Below are 24,441 nucleotides of genomic sequence, written 5' to 3'. Positions count from 1 at the left end.
TCAAGCCCACCTCCTTTTGGGGGCAACATTTATCTGAGCTTTCTCGATATTTCTCAGAGTGGCAATTGCAACCGAATACGATGCTGAGTATATTGAACTTCTTCATGGAATTAGATAAACAGCAGAAAAAAGCGATAGAGCATCCGGAACAGCCGATGGCGATTTCAGCGGGAGCCGGCTCGGGTAAAACACGGGTTCTTGTTGAAAGGTATATGGAGATTATTCTCACCGGAGCAGCTAAAACGGATGAAATCCTTGCCATAACCTTTACAAAAAAAGCGGCTGCGGAACTGAAATCACGCGTTCGGGAAAGGCTTATTGAAGTCATTAATAAACCCGCCTCCAACACTAAGAAAAATTTTGCCGAGAGCGCTCTCGCTACGATTGAATCCGCTCCTATTTCAACTATACACAGCTTTTGCCAGTCTGTATTGAAAAGCTACTCATTAGAAGCGGGATTAGAACCATCATTCCGGGTACTCGAATCGAATGAATCTTCGATAATAGCGGATCAGGTAATTCGAAGGGTCGTCTCGGAATTTCTGCGCGGCGAGGAGGAAAGCGGTAGAACGTTGATTCGCTATATCGGGTTGCCCGGAGTTCGGAGTTTGTCTGAGACCGCTCTCAGAGACAGATACAGGCTTTCAGGCGCATTGTCGAGAGTCAGTGAGCTGGCTGCCGCCGGGAAATTGGAGGAGGCGGTGGAAGATATGTTCAATGAGGAATTTAACGAATTTTTCACTGCGCCGGAGCTAACGGTGGCGTTTGAAAATCTTTCGGAGTGTGTCCCGCTGAATGACACAGACGCTATAGCGAAAATTCGGCTTAAAGTGCTCGATGCCCGCTCCAAACTGCAAGACGGAACACCGATGGGATCGAAGCTGGATATCTTGTTTGAAATTGCGGGCTCTATTGTATTGAAAGCCGGGAGCAAGAGTTCATGGGAAAACGGTGAATTCAAACAGGCGAAGGAGTCACTAAAAATTATTAGAAACCGGGTTCTCGAATTCATTCCGGGCGGGAAAGAATCTGTCAGACTAGCGGATATAGACATATTGTCAACGCTGCACATGGGAGCCAAAGATTTAACAGAGAAAATTTTTCGAGAATATGATTCGGTTTTGAGCGGCGCGGCGGCGCTCGACTACAACGGACTGCTGCATAAAACGATGACTTTGTTGAGAGAAAAAAGAAATATCGCTGATCATTACAGGATGAAATTCAAACAGGTGTTAGTCGATGAGTTTCAGGATACGGATGACCTACAGATGGAGATAATAAAAACACTGATCAGGGGCGAGGATAAGCCGCCGGTGCTTTTCATGGTCGGAGACGAAAATCAATCGATATATAAATTTCGCGGAGCGGAGGTCTCGAATTTCCGGAAAATGATGCACGATACCGGCATAGAGAAACCGGAACACATTTCCAATAATTACAGGAGTCAGCCTGAGCTGATAGATTTCTTCAACTCGTTTTTTTCAAATTTCTTGAAAGTAAGCGGCGGAGACAGCGATGGCAGTTATGTAATTGCGCAAAAGTACAGAAAATCCCATAACGACGATCCGAAAATTCAGTTGTTGATGCCGGTGTTAGAAGAAGATGAAGAAAAAACCGTGAGGGAGGCGGAGGCAAAAATAATCGCCGGTCAGATTTTATCGTTGGTCGGTAATAAAACTATAATTGGAAAAGACGGGAAAAAGAGGAAGATCGAGTTTAGGGATATTGGTATGCTGTTCCAGAGATTTACTCAAATTCAACCATATTTAGACGGTCTAAAGGAATCAGGCGTTCCCTTTTACGTTAAGAGCAGTCGTGGTTTTTTTAATTCGTTTGAGATAATGGACCTGTTGAATTTTTTCCGCGCGATAGAATACAGCGGCGATGATTATTCTCTTGCCTCATGGCTCCGCTCTCCAATTGTAGGGCTATCTGACAATGCTCTGTTCCTGCTTGGCGCCGGCGGGAGTTTCATATCCGAGTTTAAAAACTCAACTCTGAGCGAAAAATTTTCCGGAGATGACAAATCAAGGATGAACAGGGCGGTAACGTTGCTCAGTGAAATGAGAGAGGCAAAGGACACTGTTGGAGTATCGAGGTTCGTCCAAAAGGTTATCGATGAGATAAGTTATATCCCTTTTCTTCTCGCATCGGAAAATGGAGAGCAAAAGGCGCTGAACGTTTACAAACTGCTCGAGATCATCTCAAATCTTGAAAATTCCGGGGCGAATTCATTCGGCGGTCTATTGGACATGATAGACCGTATAACGAGTCTGGATATCCGGGAGGGTGAAGCGACTCTCTCTGCGGAAGAGGATAACGTTGTCTCGATCTTGAGCGTACACGGCGCTAAAGGACTGCAGTTTCCTGTTGTTATACTACCGGATTTAAATGCGCAGGTGCTTCATCCCAACAAGCCGGTACGGTACGACACGAATTTTGGCATAGGATTTCGCCTTAGAGAGAGTGAGGATGCAAACTTAGATCCGCTGGCCTGGCTGCTGCAATTGAAGGATAAAAAAAAGGATGAATTCGAGCGAAAAAGGATATTATACGTCGCAATGACCCGGGCAAGAGACTATCTCTTTTTAGCGTCCGCCCGAGAAAAGAAGGGTGACACACTGTCACCGCCAAGAAGCGGAACATGGCTGCAGCAGATTTTGGATGGTCTCGACGTGGGTCACGAGGAAGAAATAGAGGAGATTCACTATTCCGGACTAAAGATACCGGTGATAAGAGAAATTGAAGCACCGAGTTCAGACCCGCAGAAAAGCGCCCCACCGAAATTACCTCCAGGGTTCGAAAAATCGATTAACTATGTCAAACCTATCGAGATTGAGCGGGAACTGTCAAAACTGACCCCGACAGGTCTCTTGGCTTATGAGGAATGCGAGTGGAAATATTCCCTCAAAGAGCTTGATGGAGTAAAAGAACCGGAATTGAACCGACCGCAGGGGAGTGAAGCCTCGTCAGGACCGGGGGGACCGAAGTTCGGGGAGATGGCGCATAAACTATTCGAGCGGACCGATTTCAAGATCGAATCGACAGGGAGCGAAATCGAAAAAATAATCGGAGAGTATAATATTGAAAAAGATAAATCAGCTGTTTATGCTCAGGAGCTGCAGAGAATAATTGAAGAATTCAGGAAAACGGAAATTTTCGAAGAGCTTATAAAGGTTGACAGCGAAGACATAAAACGCGAAGAACCGTTTTTCTTCAATTTTGAGGACGTTTTGATAGAGGGCACAATTGATCTTATGTACAGATCAGGCGATGGTTGGATTCTTTTGGATTATAAAACGGATAGAGTCGAGGGCAAACGGATTGACGAAAAAGTTGAATATTATAAGTCTCAGCTGCTGATTTACGCAAAAGCAATACATGCCATTCAACGGGAGCTGCCGTTGAAAACTCTTATTTACTTTACGCATTCCGGAGTTATCAAAGACCTGAAGGTTAATGATAAAACTCTTTCCGAATTTGACCTTCGTTTAAAATCAGTGCTGAACAGTCTGAAAAATGGGAAATTTGAAAAGAATCCGGCATCATGTGATAAGTGCGGGTTTTACGGAACATATTGCAATGGCGTTTAAACGAAATTATCATTCAGGCGTCTAACTATATGTACGGAATGACAACGAATGGGTGATGATATACCTGAGGAGCAAGACCAGAAAAAGGAAAGGGAATTTAATGAGATCGTACTTAAATATTCTCCGAGAATTTACAAAAACGTCAGAGGAATGGTTGGGAATCATGAAGACACAGACGATATTATACAGGAGACGTTTCTGAAAGCATACAAGAACATAAAGAGTTTCAAGGGAGAAGCGGATGTCGGAACGTGGCTGATGCGGATTGCGCTGAACATCGTTTTCAGCAGATCGAGGCGCAAAAAAATATTCAGCAGCGTTTCTTTAGAGGATTATTCGAATCGTCTCATAGCGAACGAAAAATCGCCGGAGGAGAGAATCGTCGAGGCAGAACGGCGAAGGATCGTACGGGAAGGCTTGAGCAATTTGCCGGAAAAACAGAGGGCGGTATTTGTCCTGAGGATGTACGACGACATGTCGTTCAGGGAGATATCGGAGATTATGGGAACGAGCGAGAGCGCTTCGAGGGCAAATTTCCATCAGGCATTGAACAAACTGAAGCTGATAGCGGCGGAGCAGAGCTGACATGAAAGAGCATTCATATTACAAATCAATATTGAGTGATTACAGTCTCGGCGAGATCGATGATACGTTGAAAGAGGAAGTTAGTTCTCATCTTGTCGGCTGTGCGGAATGCTCCGGCGAGCTGGCGAAAATAAACAACACTTTCGAGCTCTATAAGGAACCTTATTTTGATATTCCCGAGGCTGCGTATTTTTCTTCCTTAGTACCGCGGATAAGGGAAAAATCCGAGTCTGCACCAGGGGTATTATCTAATTTGCTGTCAGTGTTGACTTATCGCCGGACTGCCGCTCTTTCACTCGTTGTAGTCACTGTCGTTTCATCTATCCTAATTTATAACCTCCGATCCGGTTCAGACGGAATTGCAGGAGAAGAGGCTCTGATCTATTATTCGGGGTCGATAAAATCGGATGCATATTCTCTCGGCGGATTGATGGAATCGCTGGACTCGGAAGAGTGGGCATTGATGTCGGAGATGATCGAAGACGAAATATGGGGAAATGCTGATTTGTTTGGCTATTATGAAGACTTAAGCGGAATTGAAAATCTCAGTGATGAAGAATGGGAGGAATTTTACTCAAATTTATACAAAGAATCGATACTGTAGAGGTGAATATATGAAAAAAATGATGATTTATATTGCGGTTATATTAGTTCCGGGAATTCTTGCCGCCCAACCCCCCGGAATGATGGGTGGAAAGATGATGAAGCAGAGACGGGAAAAAATGGAGATGCTCCGTATCTGGAAGATGACGGATGAATTAGAATTGACCGAGAAACAGGCGGAAAAGTTTTTTCCGAGATTACGCAGTGAGGACGGTAAAATAGAAGAGTTGGAGAACGAAAGGCAGACGATCTTCCGGGAGCTTCATCAGAGTGTGAAGGAAAGTAAGATAAATGCGAAAGAGCTCGATGCGAAGATCGATAAGGTTGCGGGAATTGAGACCGCGATAATTAGAAAGCGCGCTGAATTCTTAAGGGGAATGGATGGAATTCTTTCCACAGAACAACGCGCGAAATTTATGGTTTTCCGGCACCGGTTTAAAGCGCGTATGATGGATATGATGCAGGAAGCTCATAGGCGGAGACCGGGAAAAAACAAGAGAAACAATAGATAGGGAGGAAGGTTATGAACACCAAATTGTATACCAACATTATTGCGATGGCAGTCGTTCTGCTGTTGGCAGTTTCCACAGGCATGGCTCAGTCGCATGACAGCGGGCACAAAGAGCACAAACAGATGAAGCATCATATGTCCATAATGTCCGTGGCAAAGGAGCTGAATCTCAGCGATAAACAGATGGAGAAGATCAAAAATCTGCATCATGATTTCGAGAAGAAACAGATCAAGATTGATGCCGACATAGAGATAGCGGAACTTGATTTTAAGAAGATGATGATGGAGGACGCTTCTCAAAAAGATCTGAACAAACAGGCGGACGCGATTGCAAACAAGATGGCTGAGAAAAGGAAACTTCACATAAATATGCGATTCAAGCTGAAAAGCAATCTGTCCGGCGAACAATGGGACAGCTGGAAGAAACAGATGCACGGGCGAAAAATGAAACAGCACAAACAAAAAGGTCATCGGATGGAGATGAATAAACAAAAGGAAATGTAGTGGATGAAGCTTGACGCGAAAATGATGGAGGAAGTCGAAGAGCTCATAGAAAGGGCTTTAAAAGAGGACATCGGTGACGGTGACCTCACGACAGAAATAGTCCTTCACGAGCCGAGATTTTCGAAAGCGTCTATTATTTCAAAAGAGGACGGAGTGCTTGCCGGTATTGAGATAGCGGAATCGGTATTTCGCAGTATCGACGACACTCTTGAAATAGAATCCTTTCTTGAAGATGGAGAGAGGTTTGAGAAAGAGGCTGTCCTGATGCGGGTAAAGGGGAATGGAAGTTCGATGCTCACGGCGGAAAGGTGCGCGTTGAATTTCCTCGGAAGGTTGAGCGGGATAGCCTCGTATACCGACAAATTCGTGAAAGCGGTTGAAAATACCGATGCGGTAATACTCGATACGCGGAAGACTACGCCTACTCTCAGAAGCATAGAAAAATATGCCGTGAGAGCCGGCGGGGGATCTAACCACAGAATGGGATTATTCGATCACATTCTTGTAAAGGATAATCACGCCATCTGGGCCGGCGGAGTGAGCAAGGCGGTCAGCAACGTCCTCAGGGCGATAGGCAAAAACAGAGAGTTAATCGAAGTGATAGTGGAAGTAAAAAAGAGGGAAGAGGTAAAGGAAGCCATGGTCAGAGGCGTTAACCGGATACTTCTTGATAATATGACTCCTGAAGAGGTGAAAGAGATAAGAATCGATGTTCCCGAATCATGGAAAATTGAAGTCTCCGGAGGTGTAAACCTGGAGAACGTCCGGGCTTTTGCCGAAGCTGGAGTGAACTTCATCTCAATAGGCGCTTTGACACATTCGCCGAAAACTATCGATCTGTCGATGCTGATGGATGAGGTATAGTACAAGCGAAAGAAGGAATATGTAAATGGACAAAAGTTTTATATCGGTTAGAATGGCTGTAATATTATTCGTAATGGTTTTTCAGCTGACCGCTTGTTCGGAAGATTCTCGGGATGTGATCGATTATGATTTTGACACGGTCGAAGAAGCGATCCTTGCCATTCTCGCGGACGCTGACAGCCTGGAGGGAATTGAGGGATTGGACGATGGCGGTGCGTTAGACATCGACTATTCAAGCGGAGGAGGATTGTTGAAAGTTTCCGCTGATACCATAAGACCGATAAGGATAGGCAGAAGAATTGACAGCACCAGTTTCGAGAGAAGCGTGGAGATCGAAGGAGATTCGATCGTAATCGTCACGTCTATCGGGTTTGTGTCGGGTGATTTGATAATCCTCGTATCGATATCAGCGGATACGGTGTCGATAGACACGTTCGTAAAACCGTTCAATTTTGAAACGATAAGAAAAATTAAATTTAGAAGAATAGGTGACGGTGAAATCAGGAGGTTGAACTGGAGGATCATAGGGGTTACTCCTCTTGTCGGCGGCTCTAACCCCACAACAATTGATATTTTGAAATTGGAAATGATCTCTTCCGGTGGCGATACAATGATAGTAGACGATCCACTAAATATGTTTTTCTCATGGACTAACCTGCCTGCATTTGAACCGGGGGACACCGTGAAGGTCTATGTTACCCTTACAAACTCGAGTGTGTTCGACCAAGAGCTGGTTTTGCTTCATCACGGCGCCCGAAGCCGATTGAACAAGGGCAGGAAACGTCTTTTTGACAACGGTAAGCGGGTGGACTTGATCGCCGGAGACAATATATACAGCGGAGTGTTTCGCGCAAGGTTGATTCGGGGGAGAATGAGGCACGGTTTCGTGGATGTTATCGATTGGGGTACGCTGTTCAGTGCGGAAGGAGCCGTAAATACGAAGTTACTTGGAGTACCGTACATGATCCGCCGGCTGCCTTAGGACGACTTTAGTGCTGAATTTGCCGGGGCTATGTAAATAGCCTCGGTTTTCTAATCTAAAATTAATTTCAAATCACGAAATTTCCGGGAAGCACGCTTATTTTTTAATATTGCATTTTCAAGGGTATGAGGATAGATTTACGTCCGATTAAATGGCAATATTTTTCCCATGATAAAGAATGTAATATTTGATTGTGACAGTACTGTTACCCACGCGGAAGGAATCGATCTTCTTGCCGATATGAACAACGTTTGGGAAGAAGTATCATCCCTGACCCGTGTGTCGATGGAGAGTTCTTCTCTATCGATTGACACTTATGAGAGACGGCTTCAACTTGTGAATCCCACACTCGAACAGGTACAGGATCTCGGGGATCTATATATCGCAAACCTGTCGAGGGACGCTAAAGAGGTGGTCAACCTGCTCAGTGAAGCGGGTAGGAACGTATTTATGGTCACGGGAGCTCTACAGCCGGCTGTCAACTATTTAGCGCATTATCTCGGGATAGACTACAAAAACGTATTTTCCGTAGAAATATACTTCAATCAGGCGGGAGAATACGAAGGGTTCGATAAGTCCTCTCCGTTGGTTGCCAAAGGAGGAAAAAGCAGGGTGGTAAAGCAGATAAAAGAAAATCACGGTTCATCGGTGCTCATAGGCGATGGATCAAATGATATAGAGGCGATTGGCGAGGTCGATCTGTTTATCGGATACGGGGGAGCCGTAAAGAGAAAAAAGGTACTTGACGCATCCGAAATCTACATTGAGTGCAACAGTTTCGCGCCGTTAATCCCGCTTTTGATGGAAGAGAACGAATTGGAGCAATATACAAAGGGAACTTTCAGGGAGTTGATAGAACGTGGAATCGCCCTACTTTCCGACAGCGTAGTGAAAAGGGTGTGAACGCAGCCGCAAAATTTTTTCTCCCCGGTCCCGTCTATGTCCGTGAAGAAATCAAGCAAGCGATGCTGGGACCTACGATAGGCCATCGTTCAAAGGAAATGTCGGTGTTGTATGAGAAGATAGTCGGGGGGATCGCCCGGATATTGAATACCGGCGGCAGGGTTTATCTCTCTTCCTCGACGGCTACGGGTCTTATGGAAGCGGCGATACGGAACGTTGTCAGGAAAAGATGTTTGAATCTTATCTGCGGAAGTTTCGGAAAGCTGTGGCACGACATAGCATTAAGCTGCGGGAAAGAAGCGGTTGCTTTAGAAGTGGAATGGGGAAAGGCAATAAAACCCGAGATGGTTGAGGAGGCTCTTTCAAAAGGCGATTACGATGCCGTTTGCGTCACTCACAACGAAACTTCCACCGGCGTGATAAACGATCTCAGGGAAATCGCAGAGGTCGTAAACGGTCGAGATGACGTTGCATTGCTCGTGGATGCCGTTTCTTCGATGGTTGGAACGGAATTAGAAGTAGATGAATGGAAGCTGGACGTCTGTTTTGCCAGCGTACAGAAAGCGTGGGCGCTTCCCCCCGGGTTTGCAGTAGCCACGGTTTCGGAGAGAGCGCTTGAACGCTCGAAAGAAGCTGTAAATAAGGGATATTATCTTGATTTCATGGTTTTTGAAAAATATCACAAACGCTCCCAGACGCTGTCCACAGCCTCAATACCTCACATGTACGCTCTTTCGATGCAGATAGATGATATTATTGAGGAAGGGTTGGAGAACAGATTTGAAAGACACCGGGCAATGGCTGACAAAGTGAGAGGATGGGCTGGAAAGCACTTCGATCTCTTCTCTGAGGAAGGATTCCGTTCACCGACCATAACATGTATTAAAAATAATCAGGGAATTGACGTATCAAGGTTCATAGCGAAATTAAGCGAAAAGGGATACGCTATCGCGAACGGTTATGGAAAGTTAAAAGAGGAAACTTTCAGGATAGCGCACATGGGCGACGTAACTCCCGACGATATTGACGAGTTGATAACGGTTCTCGATTCCACCTTAGAAGAGCTGCAATGAGTTTTAAGGTATTGATAACAGATCCGATCTCCGACGAGGGCATCGATCTGTTGAAGGAATCGGATGACTTCGAGATCATAATCAAACCTGATCTCAACCCGGCGGAGTTGTTAGAAGCCGTTAGGGACGTCGACGCTCACATAGTCAGAAGCGGCACTTCGGTCAGTTCGGAACTGATCGAAGCTGCGAAACGTTTAAAGGTGATTTGCCGCGCAGGCGTGGGTGTTGACAACATCGACATTGATGCCGCTACGAAAAAGGGGATAGTAGTCATGAACGTTCCCGGTGTGAACTCGAATGCTGCCGCTGAACACACTATGGCGCTTATGCTGGCTTTGTCAAGAAATGTAGCTTATGCGGACAAGAGCGTCAAAGAGGGCAGATGGGAACGCGCAGCCTTAACCGGAACGGAATTAAAGAACAAGAAGCTGGGCGTAGTGGGATTCGGAAAAGTGGGAAAGGAAGTCGCCTTGAGGGCGAATGCTTTCGAGATGGAAGTACAGGTTTACGATCCGTATGTCTCTAATGAGGTCATCGAAGAGAACGGGATGAAACCGGCAGAGTTCAATAAACTATTAGGCGAAGTCGATTATATTACGCTTCATATGCCGCTGAACGAAGACACGAAATACATAATCAACAAAAAATCCATTGCAAAGATGAAAAAAGGCGTTCGCATAATTAATTGCGCGCGCGGCGGACTCATTGAAGAAAAAGAACTAAAAAGAGCTCTTGATTCCGGTAAGGTAGCCGGCGCCGCTCTGGATGTTTTCGAGAACGAGCCGCCCGATGGAAGTCCTATATTAGAGGCAGATAACGTGCTGCTTACGCCTCATCTCGGCGCATCCACGGAAGAGGCGAAGATGGGGATCTCATTGGAAGCTTGTCGCCAGGTGCGCGATTATTTAGTGCATAAAAAGGCGAAAAACGCCTTGAACGTTGCTTACGCCGGGGGAGAGTTGAGCCCGATGATGGAGCCGTTTGTGGAACTCGCCGGGAAGATCGGGAGAATGCAATCACAGCTGACCGGCGGAGAAATAAACGAGATGAAGATCACGTGCAAGGGCGACCTGAATGAAGTTACTCCGATCGCTCTTAGCGTGTTGATGGGTTTCATTTCCCATTCGTCCACCGACCCGATCAACAACGTTAACGCACACTACATTGCAAAGCAGCGGGGTATAAAAGTCACGGAAAGCTATGAACACAGCGGCGGGAACTATAAGAATATTGTAGAGAGTGTAGTTGACGGACCTAACGGGAAGCTTACGGTGAAAGGGACGCTCTTCGCCGGTAAGCATATCAGGTTGGTTCAGATAGATGAGTACCATATGGAAGTAAAGCCTGAAGGTATCATGCTCGTCATAAAAAGCGATGATAAACCGGGTGTGATCGGTAAGATCGGCACCATTTTGGGGAACCATAATCAGAACATAGCTGAATTCAATCTCGGCAGACGCAAAAAGGGAGGAATCGCTCTTTCACTGGTCAACCTTGATTTTCCGTTACCACACGACGTTATGGAGAAATTAACTTCAGAGGAAGATATCTTATCCGTTAATCAGGTAAGTTTTTAATTGGGGAAAACCGTGGCGGGTGCATCGGTGAAGGAGAATTGGGAGCCTGTAATCGGGCTTGAAGTGCATACGCAGCTATCGACCGAGTCGAAAATATTCTGTGGATGTAAAGCCGAATACGGCGCGCCTCCCAACAGCAGGGTCTGTCCTGTATGTTTAGGCATGCCCGGTGTTCTTCCCGTGTTGAATAAGCAAGCCATCGAATATGCCGTTATGGTAGGCGTGGCGATGAATTGCAGGATTGCTGCCTACTCAAGGTTCGCCCGGAAAAACTACTTCTATCCTGACCTTCCGAAGGGATATCAAATAAGCCAGTTCGAGGAGCCGATTTGTGAGGAGGGGACTATCGATATCAGCAGAGCCGGCGTGGAAAAGAGAATAGGTATTACGAGGATCCATTTGGAAGAGGATGCGGGAAAGTCGCTGCACGATCAGAGTTTGACCGATACACAAGTCGATCTCAACAGGTGCGGTATTCCTCTTATAGAGATCGTTTCTGAACCGGAAATGAGAAGTCCTGAAGAAGCGTTCGAGTACCTGACGAGACTGAAACAGATTCTCAGGTATCTCAGGGTTAGCGATTGCAACATGGAAGAGGGGAGTTTGAGAGTCGATGCGAACGTCTCGGTACGCAGAATAGGCGATGAAAAGATGGGAACCAAAACCGAACTCAAGAACATGAATTCGTTCCGGGGCGTAGAACGCGCACTCTCAGCTGAAATATTAAGACAGATAGAGATCATAGAATCGGGCGGCTCCGTAGAACAATCAACGAATTTATGGGACGAGAACACCGGTGAGATAACGGTGATGCGGGCTAAGGAGGAATCTGATGATTACAGGTACTTTCCCGAACCGGACCTCGTTCCGTTTACGATTGATGATAAATATGTCGAGGAGATCAGGGAAAAACTGCCGGAGCTTCCGGACAAAAAGAAGGCGAGGTTTCTCAAGGAATACGGATTGAACGATGAATTGGCGGAATTCGTGACACTGTCGGCGGCGATGTCGGATTATTACGATGAATATGCTAAAAGGAGCGATGACCCCGTTCTCGCAGCGAAGTGGATGAAGAGTGAGGTCAGCCGGAGTCTCAGGGAGCATGACCTGGCAATGGACGAATTTCCTATCTCTCCGGAACGGTTATCCGGATTGACGAACTCCGTAACGGGCGGGACTATATCTATCAGCGCCGCAAAACCGGTTTTCCTGAAGATGCTGACCGAAGACTCCACCGCCGAAGAGATCATCGATAGAGAGGGTCTCAGACAGGTGAGCGATGAGTCTGAGATCGATGAAATAGTCCGGAAGATAGTTGAATCCAACCCCGATGAAACTGAAAGATACAGAAACGGAGAATTGAAGTTGAAAGGATGGTTTGTCGGGCAGGTAATGAAGGAGTCCGGCGGCAAGGCAAATCCGAAGATAGTCAACGAAGCGCTCGACCGGTTGATAAAACCGGAAAATTGAACAAATTCTATAAATTTCTCACCTGCCCGAAGTGCGGCAGAAAATATCCGATAAATGAACCCGTAAACCTCTGTGTGTGCGGCGGCCCTCTCTTAGCGAAAATGAACGTTTCCGGGAATCCGCCCTTGAAAGAGTCATCAATAGACGATGTCGATTCGATGTGGAGATACGGTAAGCTCCTGCCTGTCGAGAACGAAGCCGCAAAAGTAACGCTTGGGGAAGGATGGACGCCCCTGAAACGCTCTCAGGAGCTGGGAGACGAGTTAGGGATCGAAAACCTCTACCTGAAAGATGAGTCGGTGAATCCGACAGGCAGCTTCAAGGACAGGGGAATGTCGATGGCGATTACGAGGGCTAAAGAACTCGGGATAACAAGGGTCGCTTTGCCGTCGGCGGGAAATGCCGGAGTATCTGCCGCCGCTTACTCTCACTCCGCAGGAATAGAGTGTGCTGTTTTTATGCCGGATGACACACCCTCAAGCTTCACGGACAGCTGTAAAGAGTACGGGGCACACGTTGAATTGATAAAGGGCGACATTTCGGATGCCGCGACCGCCATGACTGAGATATTAAAAGATGGATCGTTCAATTTATCAACCTTAAAAGAGCCGTACAGGATCGAAGGCAAAAAGACGATGGGATATGAATTGGCGGAACAGATGGACTGGCAGCTGCCTGACGTGGTCATTTATCCTACCGGGGGCGGGACCGGAATGATCGGGATGTGGAAAGCGTTTCAGGAAATGGAATCGTTCGGCTGGATTGGAAACAAAAAACCCAAAATGGTATCGGTTCAGAGCGAAGGCTGCGCTCCGATCGTAAGAGCGTTCGAAGATGGGAAAACGGATGCAGGATTCTGGCAAAACGCTGACACCAAAGCGTTGGGACTCAGGGTTCCGTCTGCCGTGGGGGATTTCCTTATACTCGGCGCTATCCGGGAGAGCGGAGGCATTGCCATAGCGGTCAGTGAGCGGGAAATAGACGAAGGAGTGAACTTAACGAGAAAACACAGCGGGATCGATCCAGCTCCTGAAGCGGGGGCGGCGGTTATTGCGGTAAAAAATCTCCTGAAAAACAGGTTTTTAACCGGGAGTGAAAAAGTCGTGGTGTTTATAACGGGGAGTGGAGAGAAGTATTGAGTGCTTTAAAATAAGCAGTCAATAAATCCCTGCTTGATATAAGAGATTCTCAAGAATATATTACTGCCCGGTTAACACACTGAAATCAAATGACAGGAAGAGAATGAACAACCCACTTTGGGAAGACATACTCGAGTTCCATAAGAATCGGCAGCTGCTTGGTATAGTGCTTGTAGTCCTCGGCGCGGCAGGATTGCTGCTGCCTATTTTACCCGGTCTGCTTGTGATCATTCTTGGTCTGGCTTTGCTTGCTCCGGACAAGTTCGGCTCGGTTCTGAACTGGATGAGGAATAAATCCACAGAAGAACCCGATAAGGACTGATGCGGCTCCTGTCTATCTTTTTTTTCGCTTTATACACTATTTCCACCGTTAGCGCTCAAAGGGAACTCGATTCCGATTACTCCGACCCGGCATCGGTCGAAGCGCAGAATTTTAAGTCCAGCCGTTTAGAGGCTGTGTGAAAACATAGAAAAAAACGTCATTCCGAAGGAGCGCAGCGACTGAAGGAATCGCGTAAGTACTTGTATTGCAGTTATTTATGAGATTGCCTGCCTGAAATATGTCGGGCAATCTCAGATCTAATTTTGAGTCAAACGAGATTGCCACGTCGACCCGATCCCGAAACTTCGGGACGGGACTCCTCGCAAAGACACTATTTAAATAAAATTATTAATTTCGAAGATAATGGTGATAACCTTTTACTCCTGACACACCCCGTCTTTGATAATCTGCGATTATCAAATCCACCCCTCTCAAGAGGGGAATTATTAGTGTGCGGTCAGTCCGGCAGCTGCCGGATAACCCGCACAGGCTGCTGTTATTGCGAATAGTCCGTTAATCTTATAAAAATCTCCGTGCAGCCCGGCTTGAAAGAAAAGACATATTCATTGCGATTAGCTTGAGAGCGAAATATATTCTTTTTTCACGATTAGATAATTAAATATAAGGAATAAGTGGCTAAAGTTTCTTTAAAGAAGTTACGCGAAAAATCTGATATGGGGGATTTCGATAATTGACTTTTAAGGTAGGGAAGACGTTGCAGCTTATAGGTCTTTTGCAGGTTTTGTTCGGCTTGTATCATGGAATAGCCGAGAGTTCTGAAATATACGAACTTATCGCCTTGCTCATAGGAGCCGCGTTCTTCGGTGTCGGGACAATATTTGTGCGGAAGACGAACTGAGTTGTTTTTTGATTATTAACAATTATATTCTAACAGTGACAATTTAAGGAGGAATTTTCAGATGTCGAATCTCTTTGATGAGGTGAAGAAAAACTTAAAAGAGTGGGGGAGTTTAGCGGCGAATAAAGCCGAAATGCTGACTAAAGTCGGAAGGCTAAAAATCGATATTTTGAGTTTAAACAGGGAAATCGAGAAGAATTTCGTCGAGCTCGGCGGAAAAGTATATGAGCTTATATACAAAGAGGACCAGGGGAGAATTAAGGGTAATGACGAAGTGAAGAAGATAATTCAAAGAATAGCTTCATTTGAAGAGACCCGTGAGGGAAAGATGAAAGAGATAGAAAACCTCGGGTCGGCTGAAGATATTGATTTGGAAGCTATCAAGAAGGATTCGAAGTGATATCTTGAGATAGCATCTCCTTAGAATAGAAATTTTGATTAAAAGACCTCTCGTATATTCGGGAGGTCCTTTTTGATCTGAATCACGTGATATCCGATCAGCCGGGAACTTAGAACCTACTTATGCGTATGAAAGTAAGGCGATGCCGGGTCAAAAAGACGAATATTGAGAGTTGACAAATGGAAGAAAATTATACTATAGATAGATATTTTGACGAAATCAGCACGGAGAAGCTCCTAACTCCGGAAGAGGAAATACAACTTGCCAAGCGTGTGCGTGAAGGAGATGAGGAAGCGCTTGAGCAGATGACGCGTGCTAATTTACGTTTTGTTGTCAGTATCGCCAAGCGATATCAAAACCAGGGGCTGTCGCTCGGAGACCTTATAAATGAGGGTAACTTAGGGCTTATTAAGGCTGCGAAGAGATTTGATGAAACGAGGGGTTTTAAGTTTATATCTTATGCGGTTTGGTGGATACGCCAGTCTATCTTGCAGGCGCTCGCCGAACAATCAAGGGTAGTCCGTCTGCCTCTCAACAGGGTAGGCGTTATGAATAAGATCAATAAGAAGCTTTCCGACCTTGAACAGAAATATGAAAGGGCGCCGAGCACGGAAGAAGTAGCGGAGGCGCTTGAGATGTCAACATTGGACGTTGCGGATACGCTTCAGATGTCATCCCGTCAGCTATCGGTTGATGCGCCCTTTTCGGGAGATGATGACAATTCGCTTCTCGACGTTCTTCCGGACACTGATGAATATATCGAACCTGATTCTCCCTTGATGGAGGAATCGTTGAAAATGGAGGTAGACCGCGTTCTCGGGTCTCTGTCTGCGAGAGAGGCGACGGTGATAAGAATGTACTTCGGATTGGTGAACGAACGGCCAATGACTTTAGAGGAGATAGGAGAAAATTTTAAGCTTACAAGAGAAAGAGTCAGGCAGATAAAGGAAAAATCGATTCGAAAACTGCGGCATGCCTCAAGAAGCAAGAATCTTCGGACGTATCTCGGTTAATACGCCCGATTGTGTCCCAGGACACAATTTTAGTTCTAAGATAAAAATTTCTTGACAATAGCTAACTTTTTTCTTTATACTATACCGACTTGATATAAGAATGGGGTTGAGAGTGCCCCTGTTAATTTATTAAACCGTTTCATCCCTTGTAATAGGCACACTTATAGGAGCTTGATGAGAGACAAGCAGTATCAGGTAGTCGTTTTTTCTGACGATGCCGCCGACGTAAGAGAGATAAGTTTGTCGAAGGTAAAGATAGTCCTCATCTCATTGATGGCTCTTTTTTTGTCCATAACGCTTATTTACATTACCGCCGATTATCTGACGGAAGTTTTTTACGGTAAGAGACTCGCCTCGCTCAGAAACCAGAACAAAGAGCTTGTTACGAAGATCGACGATATAAATTACCGGATTTCTATGCTTACCGAGCAAATGGTGCTCGTAGAACAAAAGGATCGAGCGATAAGAACTTATGCTGATCTGCCGCTGATAGATGAGGATATCCGAAAGGTAGGAGTTGGAGGTATACTGAATCCGGAAATATCAAGTTTAGAATATCTCCTTCCGGCATCTGACGCCACAATAGCGGAAATAGAATTCGACCTGGATGCCGTTGAACGAGCGTTGAATCTCGAGCTCGAAAGCCTTGACGAAGTATATAACTCCTTCAAGGCGAGGAAGGATATGCTGGAGCACATACCCACAATTCGGCCGATTATAGGCGGATATATTACGAGCGGTTTCGGGGAAAGAAAAGACCCGTTTACGAATAATATCCGTGAACACTCAGGTATAGATATAGTTACCAAGAGAGGAGAAGCAGTATTTGCGACCGCCGACGGAGTGGTCTCTGATTCCAGAACTGACAGCCCCTCCTATGGGAAGACTATTAAAATAGACCATGGATACGGATATCAAACGAGGTATGCTCATCTGGACAAGATTTTCGTGCAAAAACATCAAAAAGTTATCAGGGGTCAAAAGATCGGCGAAGTCGGTTCGACAGGCAGGTCTCAAGCCCCCCATCTACACTATGAAGTTCTTAAAAACGGCGTAAGAAAAGACCCCGCTCAGAAGTATTTCTATCTTTCCGATCAAGACCTCAGTCGTCTTTAACGTAAACTTCAAAAGTTACTCCGAACGTAACCGCCTGATGGCGGTTTTTTTATTTCCAAATTGCTTTGAATGCATTTTGCTTGCGAATCGGTCAGCCCCTTTCTAACTTAAGTAGCTAATGATTACATTGACAGGGTATTAAAATGTCCTCAAAACAGTATTATTACATTGAAACTTATGGCTGCCAGATGAACGTATACGATTCTGAGTTGGTTGCCCGGATGCTTAGTGAGAGTAATTACTTAGAAGCCGAGACGCCGGAATCGGCAGATATAATCTTTATAAATACGTGTTCGGTACGGGAAGGTGCGGAAACGCGCGTTATGAACCGTCTGGATTACATGAAGGGACTCAAAAAAAAGAAGAATTCTCTTGTCATCGGCGTCATCGGCTGTATGGCGCAGAACCTGAAGGACGACATTTTAGAGAGTAAACCGTTTGTTAATTTCGTGCTCGGACCCGATTCTTACAGCAAGCTGCCCGTTTTGTTGGAATCTCAAAAGCCGTGGGAAATAAGGGAAGCACACACAGACCTCTCAAAGTATGAAACGTATGAGCATATCTATCCTCTCCGCAGTAAAGGGATAAATGCAATGGTGGCAATTATGAGGGGGTGTGATAAGATGTGCACATTTTGCATCGTGCCTTATACAAGGGGAAGAGAGCGCAGTAAATCGGCGGCGGCGGTTGTAGAAGAAGTCAAGAGTGCGGCTGAACAGGGTTTCAAGGAAGTTACGCTGCTCGGGCAGAACGTGAATTCGTATAACGACAGTGTCGTAAATTTTCCTGAACTCCTGAGACGAGTTGCGAAAGTGGACGGCATCAGGCGGATAAGGTTTACATCACCCCATCCGCAAGACGCTACGGACGAATTGATAGACGTGATGGCGGGACACGAAAACATCTGTAATCATATACATCTACCGCTGCAATCCGGTTCGAACAGGGTGCTGAAACGGATGAACAGGACTTATACGCGGGAAAAATACTTAGAATTAGCGATGAAATTCAGAAACAGGATTCCCGGCGTTGCGATTACAACAGATATCATCGTAGGATTTTGCGGCGAGACGGATGAGGAGTTTGAAGAGACACTCGATCTGATGGATAAAGTCCGGTTCGACAGCGCTTTCACGTTCAAATACTCTGAAAGGCCCTACACGGCGGCATATAAGAAAATGAAGGATGACGTTTCCGAGAAGGTAAAAGGAGAGCGGATTGTCCGCTTAATCGAGACTCAGAAAAAGATCACTCTTGAAAACAACAGAGAACTGATCGGAAGCACTTTGGAAGTGCAGATCGAGAAGGAGAGCAAAAAGTCGGATGAACACTATATCAGCAGAACAGAGACCAATCGACTGGTAGTGCTTCCGAAAAACGGAAAAGTTCCGGGTGATTTTTTGGATGTTACGATTACAGACGCTGCCGGTATCACCCTATTCGGTGAACCAGCTTTTTAATAATATCAAGGAGGGAAGATGCGTTTAATATCTCTATTTTTCATTGTTTTGATCGTATTGTTGATCATGTGGTTTCTAACGCAGAACGCTGATCAGGTTGTGGAGGAGTTGGAGATATTCCAGTACTCATATTTCAATATTTATCTTGTAAACGTCTTGTTCGGTACCTTCGCATTTGGAGTGGTTATGGGATTTCTGATCCCGGTATTCCAATATCTCGGAGCAAAAAGTGAAACACGCAGGCTCAAAAGAGAGATGAAAAAGATCCGCTCGGAACTCGATGACCTCAGAAATGTAGGGATCGAGTCCGATTTGGAAGTTGATGCTGAATCGCCGGACAGCGCTGAAGAGAGCGATTCGAGCCGGTCTGAAACTGATGATAAATCTGAGGATGAGAACTCAGAACAGTGATCGAACCAAGGGTCATATTCCAGATTTTAATTCCGGTCATAGTAGGGGGAATACTTTTAGTTCTGTGGTATTGGTCGGGTAAAAGAAAGAGATTCAAAAAAAGCCTGTCTTCTCCGTATACCGAATCGCTGAATTTCCTGATCAGCGGCGATAAGATCAAGGCGCTGAACAAGTTACGTGAAGTCGTCAAGTCCGATACGGATAACATCGACGCCTACTTGAAGCTCGGCGACATTTACAGGGAATACGGGAAAAATCAGCAAGCGCTGCGCGTGCATCAGGCGCTGCTGATTCGCAAGGGACTTACTAACTTTCAGAAGCTAAATATTCGGAAGAGCCTCGTTCTCGACCACCGGAATCTCAGGGGTTGGGATAATGCCGTGAATTTTTCGAAGGAGATCATCGAGCTGGAAAGGAATAATCTTTGGGCAAGAGAACAGATCCTCGAGATTTACAAAGAGATGGGTGACTGGGACGGAGCCGTAGATGCGGCAAAGGCAATCCAGAAGCACGAAAAACGAAGAGATGATGAGACTCTGGCTCTATATCAGGTGCAGCAGGGCTTGGAGCAGAGAAAGAAAGGCGAAGAACGCGAAGCGCGCATCCGGTTTAAAAAGGCGCTCAAGACTTTTAAGAACTGTGCCGCCGCATATTATTTTATAGGTGTGTCGTATCTGAGTGAAGACAGGAAAAAGGAAGCGGTGGAAGCATGGCGAAATTTCGTCAAAGCGGACCCGGCTCACGCATATCTGGTATTTGACGATCTTGAGGAAGTGCTTTACAATTTAGGCAACTTCGACCAGAGTGAGAGGATATACAAGGAGATATTAAACCTTGACGGCGATAACATCAGCGCAATGTCTGCCCTGTCGGACCTTTATGAACGCAGGGGGGATACACAGGAGGCGATAGAAATTTTACGTAAGGCGGTTGACAAAGATTCTACGTCCCTCAGGGCAAGGGCATACCTTATACAGATGTTGCTGGGGAACAAGGTGAACAAAGAGGTTAAAGAAAATCTGAAAATCCTTGTGCGAAATACGAGACAGCCGAGAAAATTCGACTGTACTGTTTGCGGTCATCACAGCGAAAAACCGCTCTGGATCTGTCCTAGCTGTTTAAGTGAGAAAACTTTCCTTGATTGAGCCTGTTTGGAGGATGAAAATTCTCCTTTTAATATTATCCGTCTTTATCATTCCCTCCATATCCATTGCGCAGCTCACCGTTGAACAACTTGTGAAAGCAGGTGAATTCAGCAAAGCGCGGCAGCTGCTGCCCGAATTAGTTAAGGATAACCCTGATGATGCGTCAACCCTTTATTTTCAAGGATTGTTAGAGAAAAAAGGAGAAAAAGCGCTCGAATTTTTTGAAACGCTTTACGCTAAATATCCGAAAAGTGATTATGCCGATGACGCCCTCATGCAGATAGGGGAGTACCGTTACGCCCGCGGGCTTTACGTCAGCGCCGAGAGGACACTGCTGAAAATACCACGGCAGTACCCTGATTCTGAGCATGTCCGGAGGGCGATCACTCTGCTTATGCAGTCTATGATCGTTACCGGTAAAGCCGATACCGCGCGAATGTATCTCGACGTTTTTCAAAAGCGTTGGGATGATCTTGAATTCGAGCTGCCTGATGTTGAAACTGTCAAGCCTCCCGAGTCAAAAAAACCGGGAAAGTCAAAAGATGAATTCACGATTCAAATCGGCGCTTTCGGATCGAAGGATAATGCTAAAAGACAGCGGGAAGTGTTCAAGCAGAGGGGATATAAGGTTGCGCTCGGAAAAAAGAAAGTAGCGGGAAAAACGCTTCACCTCGTGTGGGTGGGCGCATACCGGACACATGATGATGCCCTGGCTGAAGCGCGGGTTCTGAAGGCGAGGTTCGGCGTTAATTACGGCATAATCGATAAGAGTAAGACTAACTGAATTTTGGGAGTGGATGTGACCCTGGTGGGCGCCGCGGTCTTCAAAACCGTTGGGACGGGGAAACTCGTCCGCTGAGTTCGATTCTCAGACATTCCCGCTAAATTATTGTGCGAGTTAGGGCTTGCCCTGACCGCACTCATGAAACAACCACCCCTTAATCCCCTCCTTTTAAATAAGGAGGGGAGACGCTCTTCAAAATCGTCGGGACGGGGAAACTCGTCCGCTGAGTTCGATTCTCAGACATTCCCGCTAAATTATTGTGCGAGTTAGGGCTTGCCCTGACCGCACTCATGAAACAACCACCCCTTAATCCCCTCCTTTAAAATAAGGAGGGGAGACGCTCTTCAAAATCGTCGGGACGGGGAAACTCGTCCGCTGAGTTCTTCCGAAGGTCACGAAGGACTCCCTTGGAGCCTGCCCGACCACGTTGTTCAGGCGGGGATTCTTAGACATGCCCGCAAGAATCACCTTAATCTATCATGAAAGTTAAACGAAATAAATATTTATACAGCTGACGGGATCGAAAGAGAGCAGAAGGCATAACATTCAGCCAGAGCAGGAAGAACGCCTCAAGTTCCCGGTTGGAAAGTAATATGAATATTTATAAATATTTTTTGTATTTTGTTCGTATAATACCTTCAATATTTAAAGTCCTGATATCCTGCATGCAACCTGGAGTAGGAGGATGTCAATTTAGACTTAAATACTGATCAAGACTTATGAAAAGATACACACCACATCTCGTTTTTTTAATGATACTAATAGGAATTACACAGAGCGCTGCATTAGGTCAGGGGGTAATAAAAGTTGAGAGCGAGGGCGGATATGAATCCTTGGGCAGTGTTTCATCAGCTCTTGACACTGTCTCAGGCTCGGCTGAATTCAGGCCTAAAAAATATGCAGCGAGATATACATGGGAAAAAGCAATATCGCTTCCAGTAGAAATCGTTTATATACCGATAGGACTGTTTTTCGAAGGGACGAAGGCGACAATAAAGTTTGTGGATGAATCTAAACTGATACCAAGATTGAGATATTTACTTACATGTGATGACGGCAGCTGTGGCGTCATACCTACCTATAATTCCCTCTCCGGTGGTGGAATCAAAATATATCAAAAGGGATGGCTCGTTCCGAATTCGAAATTAGACCTTTCACTTTCTGCCGGTCCGAACCGCAGGCAAGCTTACCAGCTGCGTTTCAGAAGCAATAAGTTGTTCAAAAAAGAAATATCTTCAGATTATCGAATACGTTATAGGATGTTACCGGATGAAAGATATTTTTTCTTAAACAACGAAACCGATGAAACCGTTGAAACCAATTTTGCACACGAACAATTTACCGGTGAGGCGAGTTTCGCGAGAGAGTTCGGAAATGGACACAAGCTAAACTTTATTTTCGGTCTGAACGTCAACGGTATACTGGAGGGTAGAGGCAAGATGAGTGACCCGACCTCAGAATTCTTCTCGAAAGAAACCCTTTTAGGATTGGGTGATAAAGTGAAATTGATCCGGTTGGAATTGGGGGCGCAGCATGATTCAAAAAACAGACCCGGAAATCCATCAGGGGGGATAGAAGCTCGAGCGACTGCCGGTATTTATTCTCAGATAGGTGATGATAAGTTCGGCTTTTGGAAGGGTACTTTTGATTTCAAGCATTTCATAAATCTCTTTTATGATCGGGTTCTGATGCTTCGTATAGCCGGCGAAATGACAGAGCCTGTTTCGAGCAGGGAAATTCCATTTTATTATTTGAGCGAGCTCGGTCGAAACGGGACAATAAGAGGATTTGAGCGTGGAAGGTTTCGTGACCGGGACATGGTTCTTGGTTCCCTGGAATACCGCTATCCGATATGGTCAAAAGGGATTGATGCTTTGTTATTCTTGGATGCGGGTAAAGTCTCTCCGGATATTATTAACGACGATTCAAGGAATGAATTTAACCTCAGTTACGGCACGGGAATCCGAATTTGGAGTACGGAAGGATTGGTATCGAAACTCGAGATCGGATGGAGCGCTGACGGCATGCGCATTCATTTTGGTTTAAACTGAGTTCAGCTGGATAGAAAAGAAAAGATGTAATGGCGAAGACGAATGAAATTATTGGCTCAGATGGAATAATGAAAATAGCCGGCTTACTAATAATTCTCTTCTTTTCAATACAGGCTGTTGGCTGTGGTGGTTTTGCACGGTACAAACCACGTGAACCTGTACCTGATGACAAGGTAAGCATTCCGCAACCGGCCGAAAGAGATATAAACGTTTTTGCGGACGGATTCGATATGCAGATATTAGAACAGATTGAGCAATCCTTAGATCTGTCGCGGCAATTGCGAAATATATCCGGGAAGCGCAAAGAGGCTTATAACGTGGATGACTTTGACGAAGTAGCCAACTCGAGCTGGTTCGTTAACAGGAATTTTCTGAAAAAGATGTCTGTTGAGGAGATTATCAAAGGACCTGATAAAGGAAACGGCCCTGATACGTCCGGTGCATGGACGGTTATTCGGGCAAAGTCACAGGGCGTTACACCGGGTTTTCATATTCGGGATAGTCGTGGCGATAAATATGTCATCAAGTTTGATCCGCCGGGATACCTGGAAATGATTATTGGGTCGGAGCTCGTATCGACAAAGTTGTTATTCGCAGCCGGCTATCATACGCCGGAAAATTACCGGATATATTTTCGTCCGGAAATTCTCGAATTAGGGGAGAACGTCAATATTCTTGACGAAAAAGGCACTAAACGGTTAATGACCGATAGTGACTTGGAAGATATTCTCAAGAAGGTGGAAATTCTCCCGGATGGCCGTATTCTCGCACTCGCAAGTAAGTATATCGAAGGGAAATTGCTCGGACCTTTCAAATATAAAGGTACGCGTAAAGATGATCCTAATGATATAATTCCCCACCAGCACCGTAGAGAATTACGAGGTTTGAGGGTCATAGCAGCATGGCTGAACCACTTTGATACCAAGGCAGGAAACTCCATGGACAGCTATGTGAATGAAGGGAATCGGAGCTATGTAAGACACTACTTGATGGATTTCGGTTCGACGCTTGGCAGTGGCGCAATATCTCCTGCAGATACGAGAACAGGGTTTGAAAATTACTTCGATCCTCACGTA

The 24,441-nt window shown here is 45.6% G+C and carries 24 protein-coding genes and 1 tRNA gene; all 25 read left to right on the top strand.

What is annotated here, in order from left to right; genetic code table 11:
* Window positions 1-104 precede the first annotated feature (104 nt).
* Complete coding sequence (locus IID12_00125) at window positions 105-3,593, top strand: UvrD-helicase domain-containing protein (protein MCH8287497.1); 3,489 nt, start codon at window positions 105-107, stop codon at window positions 3,591-3,593.
* A gap of 48 nt (window positions 3,594-3,641) precedes the next feature.
* Window positions 3,642-4,178, top strand: coding sequence for a sigma-70 family RNA polymerase sigma factor (locus tag IID12_00120; GenBank protein ID MCH8287496.1), 537 nt, complete (start codon window positions 3,642-3,644; stop codon window positions 4,176-4,178).
* 1 nt (window position 4,179) lies between these two features.
* Window positions 4,180-4,782, top strand: coding sequence for a hypothetical protein (locus IID12_00115; protein ID MCH8287495.1), 603 nt, complete (start codon window positions 4,180-4,182; stop codon window positions 4,780-4,782).
* A 10-nt stretch (window positions 4,783-4,792) separates the two neighbouring features.
* On the top strand, window positions 4,793-5,293 hold the full coding sequence (locus IID12_00110) for a Spy/CpxP family protein refolding chaperone (protein MCH8287494.1): 501 nt from the start codon (window positions 4,793-4,795) through the stop codon (window positions 5,291-5,293).
* An 11-nt stretch (window positions 5,294-5,304) separates the two neighbouring features.
* Window positions 5,305-5,796 carry a hypothetical protein gene (locus IID12_00105; protein MCH8287493.1) on the top strand — a complete coding sequence of 164 codons (492 nt, stop codon included), beginning with the start codon at window positions 5,305-5,307 and terminating at the stop codon, window positions 5,794-5,796.
* A gap of 24 nt (window positions 5,797-5,820) precedes the next feature.
* The gene (gene nadC, locus IID12_00100) at window positions 5,821-6,660 is read left to right on the top strand and encodes a carboxylating nicotinate-nucleotide diphosphorylase (protein ID MCH8287492.1); all 840 of its coding nucleotides are present in this window, start codon (window positions 5,821-5,823) and stop codon (window positions 6,658-6,660) included.
* A 25-nt stretch (window positions 6,661-6,685) separates the two neighbouring features.
* Window positions 6,686-7,642 carry a hypothetical protein gene (locus IID12_00095; GenBank protein ID MCH8287491.1) on the top strand — a complete coding sequence of 319 codons (957 nt, stop codon included), beginning with the start codon at window positions 6,686-6,688 and terminating at the stop codon, window positions 7,640-7,642.
* 168 nt (window positions 7,643-7,810) lie between these two features.
* Window positions 7,811-8,545 carry an HAD-IB family phosphatase gene (locus tag IID12_00090; GenBank protein MCH8287490.1) on the top strand — a complete coding sequence of 245 codons (735 nt, stop codon included), beginning with the start codon at window positions 7,811-7,813 and terminating at the stop codon, window positions 8,543-8,545.
* 62 nt (window positions 8,546-8,607) lie between these two features.
* Window positions 8,608-9,618, top strand: coding sequence for an alanine--glyoxylate aminotransferase family protein (locus tag IID12_00085; GenBank protein MCH8287489.1), 1,011 nt, complete (start codon window positions 8,608-8,610; stop codon window positions 9,616-9,618).
* Entirely contained in the window at window positions 9,615-11,195 is a 1,581-nt protein-coding gene (locus IID12_00080; GenBank protein ID MCH8287488.1) for a phosphoglycerate dehydrogenase, read from the top strand. The genes IID12_00085 and IID12_00080 overlap by 4 nt, the downstream gene beginning before the upstream one ends.
* Before the next feature lie 27 nt (window positions 11,196-11,222).
* A complete protein-coding gene (gatB, locus tag IID12_00075; GenBank protein MCH8287487.1) occupies window positions 11,223-12,665 on the top strand; it encodes an Asp-tRNA(Asn)/Glu-tRNA(Gln) amidotransferase subunit GatB in 1,443 nt (480 codons plus the stop codon).
* Window positions 12,569-13,804, top strand: coding sequence for a threonine synthase (locus tag IID12_00070; protein ID MCH8287486.1), 1,236 nt, complete (start codon window positions 12,569-12,571; stop codon window positions 13,802-13,804). Before gatB ends, IID12_00070 begins: the two co-directional genes overlap by 97 nt.
* Before the next feature lie 103 nt (window positions 13,805-13,907).
* A complete protein-coding gene (locus IID12_00065; protein MCH8287485.1) occupies window positions 13,908-14,126 on the top strand; it encodes a hypothetical protein in 219 nt (72 codons plus the stop codon).
* Window positions 14,126-14,266 (top strand): hypothetical protein, encoded by a 141-nt coding sequence (locus tag IID12_00060; protein MCH8287484.1) that lies wholly within the window; start codon window positions 14,126-14,128, stop codon window positions 14,264-14,266. The genes IID12_00065 and IID12_00060 overlap by 1 nt, the downstream gene beginning before the upstream one ends.
* 551 nt (window positions 14,267-14,817) lie before the next feature.
* Window positions 14,818-14,985 (top strand): hypothetical protein, encoded by a 168-nt coding sequence (locus IID12_00055; protein ID MCH8287483.1) that lies wholly within the window; start codon window positions 14,818-14,820, stop codon window positions 14,983-14,985.
* Window positions 14,986-15,046: 61 nt separating this feature from the next.
* On the top strand, window positions 15,047-15,385 hold the full coding sequence (locus IID12_00050) for a hypothetical protein (protein MCH8287482.1): 339 nt from the start codon (window positions 15,047-15,049) through the stop codon (window positions 15,383-15,385).
* A gap of 179 nt (window positions 15,386-15,564) precedes the next feature.
* Window positions 15,565-16,398, top strand: coding sequence for an RNA polymerase sigma factor RpoD/SigA (locus IID12_00045; protein MCH8287481.1), 834 nt, complete (start codon window positions 15,565-15,567; stop codon window positions 16,396-16,398).
* Between the two features lie 174 nt (window positions 16,399-16,572).
* A complete protein-coding gene (locus tag IID12_00040; protein ID MCH8287480.1) occupies window positions 16,573-17,514 on the top strand; it encodes a M23 family metallopeptidase in 942 nt (313 codons plus the stop codon).
* Between the two features lie 143 nt (window positions 17,515-17,657).
* The gene (gene miaB / locus IID12_00035) at window positions 17,658-18,974 is read left to right on the top strand and encodes a tRNA (N6-isopentenyl adenosine(37)-C2)-methylthiotransferase MiaB (GenBank protein MCH8287479.1); all 1,317 of its coding nucleotides are present in this window, start codon (window positions 17,658-17,660) and stop codon (window positions 18,972-18,974) included.
* Window positions 18,975-18,992: 18 nt separating this feature from the next.
* Complete coding sequence (locus IID12_00030; protein ID MCH8287478.1) at window positions 18,993-19,385, top strand: DUF1049 domain-containing protein; 393 nt, start codon at window positions 18,993-18,995, stop codon at window positions 19,383-19,385.
* On the top strand, window positions 19,382-20,530 hold the full coding sequence (locus tag IID12_00025; protein MCH8287477.1) for a tetratricopeptide repeat protein: 1,149 nt from the start codon (window positions 19,382-19,384) through the stop codon (window positions 20,528-20,530). The genes IID12_00030 and IID12_00025 overlap by 4 nt, the downstream gene beginning before the upstream one ends.
* A 13-nt stretch (window positions 20,531-20,543) precedes the next feature.
* On the top strand, window positions 20,544-21,314 hold the full coding sequence (locus tag IID12_00020) for an SPOR domain-containing protein (GenBank protein ID MCH8287476.1): 771 nt from the start codon (window positions 20,544-20,546) through the stop codon (window positions 21,312-21,314).
* Window positions 21,315-21,319: 5 nt separating this feature from the next.
* Window positions 21,320-21,411, top strand: a tRNA-Sec gene (locus tag IID12_00015).
* Between the two features lie 622 nt (window positions 21,412-22,033).
* Window positions 22,034-23,365, top strand: coding sequence for a BamA/TamA family outer membrane protein (locus tag IID12_00010; protein ID MCH8287475.1), 1,332 nt, complete (start codon window positions 22,034-22,036; stop codon window positions 23,363-23,365).
* Between the two features lie 29 nt (window positions 23,366-23,394).
* The coding region (locus IID12_00005; GenBank protein ID MCH8287474.1) for a hypothetical protein at window positions 23,395-24,441 on the top strand (1,047 nt) is incomplete at its 3' end.

Source organism: Candidatus Neomarinimicrobiota bacterium (genome assembly GCA_022567655.1).
Classification (GTDB): Bacteria; Fidelibacterota; SORT01; order SORT01; family SORT01; genus JADFGO01.
The sequence above is the reverse complement of the archived record's forward strand: the minus strand, read 5'-3'. Positions and strand labels throughout refer to the sequence as shown.

Bases quoted from the DNA above. Each gene is read 5' to 3' on its own strand.
- IID12_00060 (MCH8287484.1), top strand. From the start codon at position 14,126: ATGCGGCTCCTGTCTATCTTTTTTTTCGCTTTATACACTATTTCCACC.
- IID12_00030 (MCH8287478.1), top strand. From the start codon at position 18,993: ATGCGTTTAATATCTCTATTTTTCATTGTTTTGATCGTATTGTTGATC.
- miaB (MCH8287479.1), top strand. From the start codon at position 17,658: ATGTCCTCAAAACAGTATTATTACATTGAAACTTATGGCTGCCAGATG.
- IID12_00125 (MCH8287497.1), top strand. From the start codon at position 105: ATGGAATTAGATAAACAGCAGAAAAAAGCGATAGAGCATCCGGAACAG.
- IID12_00110 (MCH8287494.1), top strand. From the start codon at position 4,793: ATGAAAAAAATGATGATTTATATTGCGGTTATATTAGTTCCGGGAATT.
- IID12_00095 (MCH8287491.1), top strand. From the start codon at position 6,686: ATGGACAAAAGTTTTATATCGGTTAGAATGGCTGTAATATTATTCGTA.
- IID12_00120 (MCH8287496.1), top strand. From the start codon at position 3,642: ATGGGTGATGATATACCTGAGGAGCAAGACCAGAAAAAGGAAAGGGAA.
- IID12_00010 (MCH8287475.1), top strand. From the start codon at position 22,034: ATGAAAAGATACACACCACATCTCGTTTTTTTAATGATACTAATAGGA.
- IID12_00050 (MCH8287482.1), top strand. From the start codon at position 15,047: ATGTCGAATCTCTTTGATGAGGTGAAGAAAAACTTAAAAGAGTGGGGG.
- IID12_00105 (MCH8287493.1), top strand. From the start codon at position 5,305: ATGAACACCAAATTGTATACCAACATTATTGCGATGGCAGTCGTTCTG.
- IID12_00090 (MCH8287490.1), top strand. From the start codon at position 7,811: ATGATAAAGAATGTAATATTTGATTGTGACAGTACTGTTACCCACGCG.
- IID12_00115 (MCH8287495.1), top strand. From the start codon at position 4,180: ATGAAAGAGCATTCATATTACAAATCAATATTGAGTGATTACAGTCTC.
- IID12_00085 (MCH8287489.1), top strand. From the start codon at position 8,608: ATGCTGGGACCTACGATAGGCCATCGTTCAAAGGAAATGTCGGTGTTG.
- nadC (MCH8287492.1), top strand. From the start codon at position 5,821: ATGGAGGAAGTCGAAGAGCTCATAGAAAGGGCTTTAAAAGAGGACATC.
- IID12_00065 (MCH8287485.1), top strand. From the start codon at position 13,908: ATGAACAACCCACTTTGGGAAGACATACTCGAGTTCCATAAGAATCGG.
- IID12_00045 (MCH8287481.1), top strand. From the start codon at position 15,565: ATGGAAGAAAATTATACTATAGATAGATATTTTGACGAAATCAGCACG.
- IID12_00080 (MCH8287488.1), top strand. From the start codon at position 9,615: ATGAGTTTTAAGGTATTGATAACAGATCCGATCTCCGACGAGGGCATC.
- IID12_00070 (MCH8287486.1), top strand. From the start codon at position 12,569: ATGGTTTGTCGGGCAGGTAATGAAGGAGTCCGGCGGCAAGGCAAATCC.
- IID12_00020 (MCH8287476.1), top strand. From the start codon at position 20,544: ATGAAAATTCTCCTTTTAATATTATCCGTCTTTATCATTCCCTCCATA.
- IID12_00040 (MCH8287480.1), top strand. From the start codon at position 16,573: ATGAGAGACAAGCAGTATCAGGTAGTCGTTTTTTCTGACGATGCCGCC.